The organism is Cupriavidus sp. FW305-46 (genome assembly GCF_058787075.1).
This window is the reverse complement of the sequence record NZ_JBYSZI010000002.1, coordinates 208,431-215,293: the sequence shown is the minus strand read 5'-3', so window position 1 is coordinate 215,293 and position 6,863 is coordinate 208,431. Positions and strand designations below refer to the sequence as shown.

Annotated in this window: 6 protein-coding genes; 1 reads left to right on the top strand and 5 read right to left on the bottom strand. The window is 67.4% G+C overall.

Translation table 11 applies throughout. The features are described 5' to 3' along the window. Positions 1-65: 65 nt before the first annotated feature. From nirD to AC3WON_RS01955, 4 genes are all read right to left on the bottom strand, one after another. On the bottom strand, positions 66-449 hold the full coding sequence (nirD, locus tag AC3WON_RS01970; protein WP_492319077.1) for a nitrite reductase small subunit NirD: 384 nt from the start codon (positions 447-449) through the stop codon (positions 66-68). A 26-nt stretch (positions 450-475) separates the two neighbouring features. After that, the gene (gene nirB / locus AC3WON_RS01965) at positions 476-3,037 is read right to left on the bottom strand and encodes a nitrite reductase large subunit NirB (RefSeq protein WP_492350999.1); all 2,562 of its coding nucleotides are present in this window, start codon (positions 3,035-3,037) and stop codon (positions 476-478) included. Positions 3,038-3,102: 65 nt separating this feature from the next. Then, complete coding sequence (locus tag AC3WON_RS01960) at positions 3,103-4,422, bottom strand: MFS transporter (RefSeq protein WP_492350998.1); 1,320 nt, start codon at positions 4,420-4,422, stop codon at positions 3,103-3,105. Positions 4,423-4,741: 319 nt separating this feature from the next. Next, entirely contained in the window at positions 4,742-5,227 is a 486-nt protein-coding gene (locus AC3WON_RS01955; protein ID WP_492319080.1) for a winged helix-turn-helix transcriptional regulator, read from the bottom strand. 78 nt (positions 5,228-5,305) lie between these two features. Here AC3WON_RS01955 and AC3WON_RS01950 point away from each other — a divergent pair, with 78 nt between their 5' ends. Beyond that, on the top strand, positions 5,306-5,887 hold the full coding sequence (locus AC3WON_RS01950; RefSeq protein ID WP_492350997.1) for a GNAT family N-acetyltransferase: 582 nt from the start codon (positions 5,306-5,308) through the stop codon (positions 5,885-5,887). On the opposite strand, the gene AC3WON_RS01945 is transcribed toward AC3WON_RS01950, so the two are convergent. After that, on the bottom strand, positions 5,888-6,763 hold the full coding sequence (locus tag AC3WON_RS01945; protein ID WP_492319082.1) for an EamA family transporter: 876 nt from the start codon (positions 6,761-6,763) through the stop codon (positions 5,888-5,890). It lies immediately after the preceding gene. Positions 6,764-6,863: the final 100 nt, after the last annotated feature.

Here is a 6,863-nt window from a genome sequence, read left to right as displayed (position 1 = left end):
GCGTCATGCCGGCATCTCCGTTGGCGTGGCTTGAGGACAGGGGGAACATCAAATGGCCGCCGGTGTCAGGCTGCGAGTTCTTCCTCGGCCTCGCTCACGGCCACGCCGGCGGCAATCCAGACCTTGCCGTCATAGACGCGTGCGGCGTAGGCATTGACGGACTGCTCGGGCGCTTCCAGGCATTCGCCGGTGCGCAGGTCGAAGTGATGCTTGTAGATCGGCGAAGCCACCACCAGGCGCTCGCCCAGGTTGCCGACCAGCCCGCGCGACAGCACCGCGGCCTGCGAGTTGGGATCGAAGTTGTCGATGGCGTAGACCTCGTCGCCACGGCCGATGCGGAACACAGCGACCTGCTTGTCGTCGACCAGCGCGCACACACCAGTATTGGGCACGATATCGCGTACGGTGCAGACGGCGGTCCAGGTCTCAGGATGGTGGGGATGGCTCATCACGTTCTCCTTGTTTGCGGGCACGGTCAGGCTGCTTTTGCGGGCATGGCAACCACGGGAATCTGGCTCAGGCGGGAACGATGCAATTTCCGTTCCTCCGGCGTGGCCGGGCGGATCTGCCCGCGCTCTTCGATGAAGGCGACGTTGTCGTCGCGGCGGTCGCTGTTGACGAAATGGCGGAAGCGCTTGCGCGTCTCGGGATCGGTCACGGCCTTCTTCCATTCGTCTTCGTAGGTGTCGACCACGTGCTGCATCTCGGCTTCCAGTTCGGCGGCGAGGCCCAGCTTGTCGTCCAGCACCACGGCCTTGAGGTAGTCCAGGCCGCCTTCGAGGTTGTCGCGCCAGACGCTGGTGCGCTGCAGGCGGTCGGCGGTGCGCACGTAGAACATCAGGAAGCGGTCGATGTAGCGCACCAGGGTGTCGTGGTCCAGGTCGCTGGCCAGCAGTTCTGCATGGCGCGGCTTCATGCCGCCGTTGCCGCACACGTACAGGTTCCAGCCCTTGTCCGTGGCGATCACGCCGACATCCTTGCCCTGCGCCTCGGCGCATTCGCGGGTGCAGCCGGACACGCCGAACTTGATCTTGTGCGGCGCGCGCAGGCCCTTGTAGCGGTTCTCCAGCTCGATCGCCAGGCCCACCGAATCGCCGACGCCATAGCGGCACCAGGTGGAGCCCACGCACGACTTCACCGTGCGCAGCGCCTTGCCGTAGGCATGGCCCGATTCAAAGCCGGCGGCGATCAGTTCTTCCCAGATGAAGGGCAGTTCCTCGGCGCGTGCACCAAAAAGGTCCACGCGCTGGCCGCCGGTGATCTTGGTGTACAGGCCGTACTTCTTGGCCACCTGGCCGACCGCGATCAGGCCCTCGGGCGTGACTTCGCCGCCCGGCATGCGCGGTACCACCGAGTAGGTGCCGTCCTTCTGGATGTTGGCCAGGTAGTAGTCGTTGGAGTCCTGCAGGCTGGCGTGCTCTTCCTTGAGCACGAATTCATTCCAGCACGAGGCCAGGATGCTGCCCACCGCGGGCTTGCAGATGTCGCAGCCCATACCCTTGCCATGCGCTTCCAGCAGCGCATCGAAGGTCTTGAACTTGCCCACGCGCACCAAGTGGTACAGCTCCTGGCGCGAGTACGGGAAGTGCTCGCAGAGGTGGTTGTTGACGGCCATGCCCTGCTTCTTCATCTCGGCCTTCATGATCTGCGTGACCAGCGGCACGCAGCCGCCGCAGGCGGTGCCGGCCTTGGTGCAGGTCTTGAGAGCGCCGATGCTGGTGGCGCCGTCGCACACCGCGCCGCAGATCTCGCCCTTGGAGACGTTGTTGCACGAGCAGATCTGGGCGGTGTCGGGCAGGGCATCGGCGCCCAGCGCGGGCTTGGCCTTGCCGCTGCTGTCGGGCAGGATCAGGAATTCGGGCGACTCGGGCAGCTCGATCTTGTTCAGCATCATCTGCAGCAGCGTGCCGTACTCGCTGGCGTCGCCGATCAGCACGCCGCCCAGCAGGTACTTGCCGCAGTCGGACACCACCAGCTTCTTGTAGACCTCTTTGCGGTCGTCGCAGAACTGGTAGAAGCGCGCGCCCGGGACGGTGCCGTGCGGGTCGCCGATGCTGGCCACGTCCACGCCCATCAGCTTGAGCTTGGTGCTCATGTCGGCGCCGGCAAACTCGGCGGCTTCGCCCTGCAGGTGGCGCGCGGCGACGCGGGCCATGTCATAGCCCGGCGCCACCAGGCCGTAGATCTTGCCTTGCCACAGCGCGCATTCACCGATGGCGTAGATGTCGGGGTCCGAGGTGAGGCACTGGTTGTCCACCACGATGCCGCCGCGCTCGCCCACCGCCAGGCCGCTGGTGCGGGCCAGTTCGTCGCGCGGGCGGATGCCGGCCGAGAACACGATCATGTCGGTGTCGAGGTGGGTGCCGTCGGCAAACACCATGCGGTGGGTGCCGTCTTCGCCGTCGATGATCTCCACCGTGTTCTTGCCGGTGTGCGCGGTCACGCCCAGGCCATGGATCTTCTGGCGCAGCATGCGGCCGCCGCCTTCGTCGACCTGCACCGCCATCAGGCGCGGCGCAAACTCGACCACGTGCGTCCGCAGGTCCATGTCGCGCAGCGCCTTGGCGCACTCCAGGCCAAGCAGGCCACCGCCGACCACCACGCCGGTCTTCGAGCGCGCACCGCATTCGCGCATCGCTTCCAGGTCTTCGATGGTGCGATAGACAAAGCAGTCCTTGCGGTCCTTGCCCGGCACCGGCGGCACGAAGGGGTAGGAGCCGGTGGCGAGGATCAGCTTGTCATAGGACAGGGTCTCGCCGGTCGACACCTTCACCATGCGCGCGGCGCGGTCGATCTCCACCGCACGCGCGTTCAGGCGCAGCAGCATGTTGTTGTGCTGCTCGAAGAAGCCGGCGGGCACCAGCGACAGGTCCTCGGCCGACTTGCCGGCGAAGAATTCGGACAGGTGCACGCGATCGTAGGCGGGACGCGGTTCTTCGCACAGCACGGTCACTTCCACGTTCTGCGCGCCGGCTTCCGCCAGGCATTCCAGGAACTTGTGACCCACCATGCCGTGGCCGACGATGATCAGTTTCATGATGCTTTCCTTGTCCGGTAGTCAGTCTTTGCTGCTTGTTGTGCTGTGGGGGCGATGCTTCAAAATCAGTTGGCCAGCGCGCTGTCGTACAGCGCCTGCTCCTGGGCCTTGTGCTCGGCGCTGAAGCGGATGGCGATGGCGCACAGTGCGGCGATGGTGGCAAGCACGCCCAGCACCGTCAGCGTGTGCTGCAGGTCGCCCAGGCCCTTGAGCAGGAAGCCCGCGGCGACGGCGCCAACGTTGCCGCCCGCGCCGATGATCCCGGCCACGCCGCCCAGCGCCTTGCGGTCGATAAAGGGCACCAGCGCGTAGGTCGCGCCGCAGGCCATGTGGGTGAACAGGCCGAACAGCAGCATCGCGACCACCGCCAGCGTCACGCTGCCGGCCTGCGCGAACCACAGCAGGCCCAGGCCTTCGCCCAGGATCAGCACGAACAGCAGCGTGGCGCGTGCGTCCAGGCCGCGGCGGCGCGCCGCCTTGTCCGACAGCCAGCCACCCAGGGCGCGGGCAAACAGCGCCAGCAGGCCGAAGCTCGCGGCGGCCATGCCGGCGGCCTTCAGGCTCAGGCCGAAGCGGTCGACGTAATACGACGCGGCGATGTTGTGGATGAAGATCTCAACGCCGAAGCAGGCGCCGTAGGTGATGAACAGCAGCCACACGCGATAGTTGGCGCTGGCGGCGCGGAAGCTGGCCCAGCCGCCGCCCTTGCCACCGTCCTTGCCGGTGATGGCGATGCCGCGGGCGCGCAGGTCCGAGTAGTTGCCGTCCGGGCAGTCCTGGGTGAAGCGCCAGTAGATGACGGCCATGATCAGCATCAGCACGCCCGGCACCAGCAGGGCGAAGCGCCAGCCGAACGCCTGGTCGGCGCCGAGCATCAGCACGGCGGCCAGCAGCAGCGGCATGATGGCCTGCGCGGCGCCGCCGCCGGCATTGCCCCAGCCGGCCGCGGCTGCGTTGGCGGTGCCGACCACGTTGGGCGCGAACATCACCGAGGTGTGGTACTGCGTGATCACAAAGCTGGCGCCGACTGCGCCGATCAGCAGCCGGAAGGTCAGGAAGGTCTCGTAGTTCTGTGCCAGCGCCACGCCCAGCACCGGCAGCGCGCCCAGCGCCAGCAGGCCGGTATAGGTCTTGCGCGGGCCGAAGCGGTCGCACATCGGGCCGATCACCAGGCGCACCAGGATGGTCACCGCCACCGCCGCGATATTGATGTTGGCGATCTGGCCCGGGGTCAGGCCGAACTCGCCCTTGAGCACCGGCATCAGCGGCGCGCAGGCAAACCACGCAAAGAAGCAGACGAAGAACGCCATCCAGGTCAGGTGGAAGGCGCGCATCTGCGGGGTCCTAAAGCTCAGCAGCTCGATGCGGGTGGCTTTGGCGGTCATCGTCCTTGGCTCCAAAAAACAAATGGCGTCCCGCAGACCAGGCCGCTCAGGCCAGTTCAGGGGACGCCGTTGTCCTGACAGCCACTACATGGGATAGGGGCTGCGTATGTGGGGTGGGCCGGTCGCCGTTGACGGGCCCGTACCCTGTTACGCAAGGGGTGTGCCAGGCCGGTATGTGACGATGAATGGGGGCTTGTTGCGCCGGGGTACGGCGGAGTGATGCCGGGATGCGCTGTGGTGGGGCGGCCGCCGGGCTGGCGGCACACTCATGGTGCAGTGCGGTGGGCTGCGCTGGTGCGATGCAGCAGCGCGCTCGGTGCTACTGGTCCGAAGCCGGGGGCTGGGCGTTGACGGGGACGATCCGCATATCGCGCGGCGATACTTCCGCGCCATCCTCGTCGACCAATGCCGCGCGCACCAGCTTGCCGCTGGCGCTCGAGCGTATCTGCACCGGGCCTTCGCCGGACGGGGCCATGTGGCTGTCGCCCCACTGCATCAGGCCGACCAGCACCGGCAGCAACTCCACGGCGGCGCGGGTGGGGCGGTATTCGAAGCGTTCGCGCTCGCCGGGCTCGCGGTAGCCGACCTTGCGCAGCAGGCCGGCGTCGGTCAGCGTCTTGAGACGCGCGGACAGCACCGCGGGCGAGCATTCGAGCCGGCGCAGGAAGTCGTCGAAGCGCGTCACGCCATGGAAGACATCGCGCAGGATCAGGATCGTCCACTTTTCGCCGATCAGCGACAGCGTCGCGGCAATCGAGCAGTGGCGGAGGTCGGACGCATTGAGGGTCATGATGCCGGCAAGCATAGCACGCTGACTTCATTTGCAAAAGTCAGGTTATCTCCTATACTCTGACTACGAATTTTGAATCCAGATGGTGCCGGCATGGATGATCAGGGCAAGACCCGCACGGGCAAGGCGGAAAGCTGGACGGTGGGACGGGGCGTGCAGGTCACGCTGCGCCATACGCGGCCGCAGGACGGCGGGGCACTGCGTGCGCTGGTGGACGGGCTCTCGCGTGAAAGCCGCTACTTCCGCTTCCTGAGCGGCGGGCGCGTGGTGGACGAGACTGTCGAGGGTCTGGCCGCACCCGGGCCGGGCGGCGTGGCGCTGGTGGTAGAGGCGCCCGACGAAGCTGGTGTATTAGCCATTGTCGCCAGCGCGGAATACGTGGTGTCCGGGCAGGTCGGGGAATTTGCCGTGGTGGTTGCCGACGGCTGGCAAGGGCAGGGACTGGGGCGGCGCCTGATCGCCAGGCTGTGCGAACTGGCGCGCGCGGCCGGCCTGCGCACCCTGCGCGGCGACGTGCTTAGCGAGAACCGCCGCATGCTGGCCATCCTGCGCGGCCTCGGCTTTGCCAGCCGCCGCAATCCGGAGGACAGCTACCTGCATGAAGTCACGCTGGCGCTTGGCCAGCCGGCGCGCAGCCCGCAGCGGCTGCCGGCGGACTGGTTCGGCGCGCGCTGATCAACTGGCGTCGCGCTTGCCGCGCGAGGTCATGGTGCAACCTACCGAGGCCGTGATGATGCTGGCGATCGCCAGCCATTGCAGCGCGCTCAGCTGTTCATGCAGGAATGCCAGCCCGGCCAGCGCGCCCATGGCCGGCTCCATGCTCAGCAGGATGCCGAAGGTGCGCCGGTGCAGGCGCTTGAGCGCCACCATCTCCAGCGAATAGGGAATCGCGCTCGACAGGATGCCCACCGCCAGCCCGAACAGCAGCAGCGTCGGGCTGAACATCGCGGTGCCCGCATGCGCCAGCCCGAACGGCAGCACCACCAGCGCCGCCATGGTCAGCCCCAGCGAGGTGGCCTGCCCGCCGTGGGCGTTGCCTGCCATCTGCCCGAACACGATATACAGCGCCCAGCCTACGCCCGCGGCCAGCGCATAGCCGATGCCCACCGGATCGAGCGTACCGGCGGCATCGCCGACCGGCAGCAACAGCAGCAGCCCGGCCACCGCAAAGGCGATCCACAGGAAATCGATCGCGCGCCGCGACGACAGCACCGCGACCGCCAGCGGCCCGGTGAACTCGATCGCGATCGCCAGCCCCAGCGGGATGGTGCGCAGCGACATGTAGAACAGCAGGTTGGTCGCGCCCAGCGCCGCGCCGTACAGCGCGATCGCGCGCGCGTTGGTTCGTGTCAGCGGAATGCGCCACGGGCGCCAGACGCACAGCAGGATCAGCGCGGAGAAGCTCACCCGCAGCGCCGTGGTGCCCTGCGCCCCGAGCGCCGAGAACAGGCTCTTGGCAAAAGAGGTGCCGATGCACAGCGAGGCCATCGAGCCGGTCAGGGCCAGCACGGCGAGCAGGGTCGAGCGACGGTGGGCGGCGGTTTGCGGCAATTTGGGGATCCCGTTTTTTGGCGTGGCCTGTGCAATGCTGCCGCATCATGCGGCAAGCACGGCGCGGGCGCCATATACAGGTGTGGACCAGTGGCTCAGT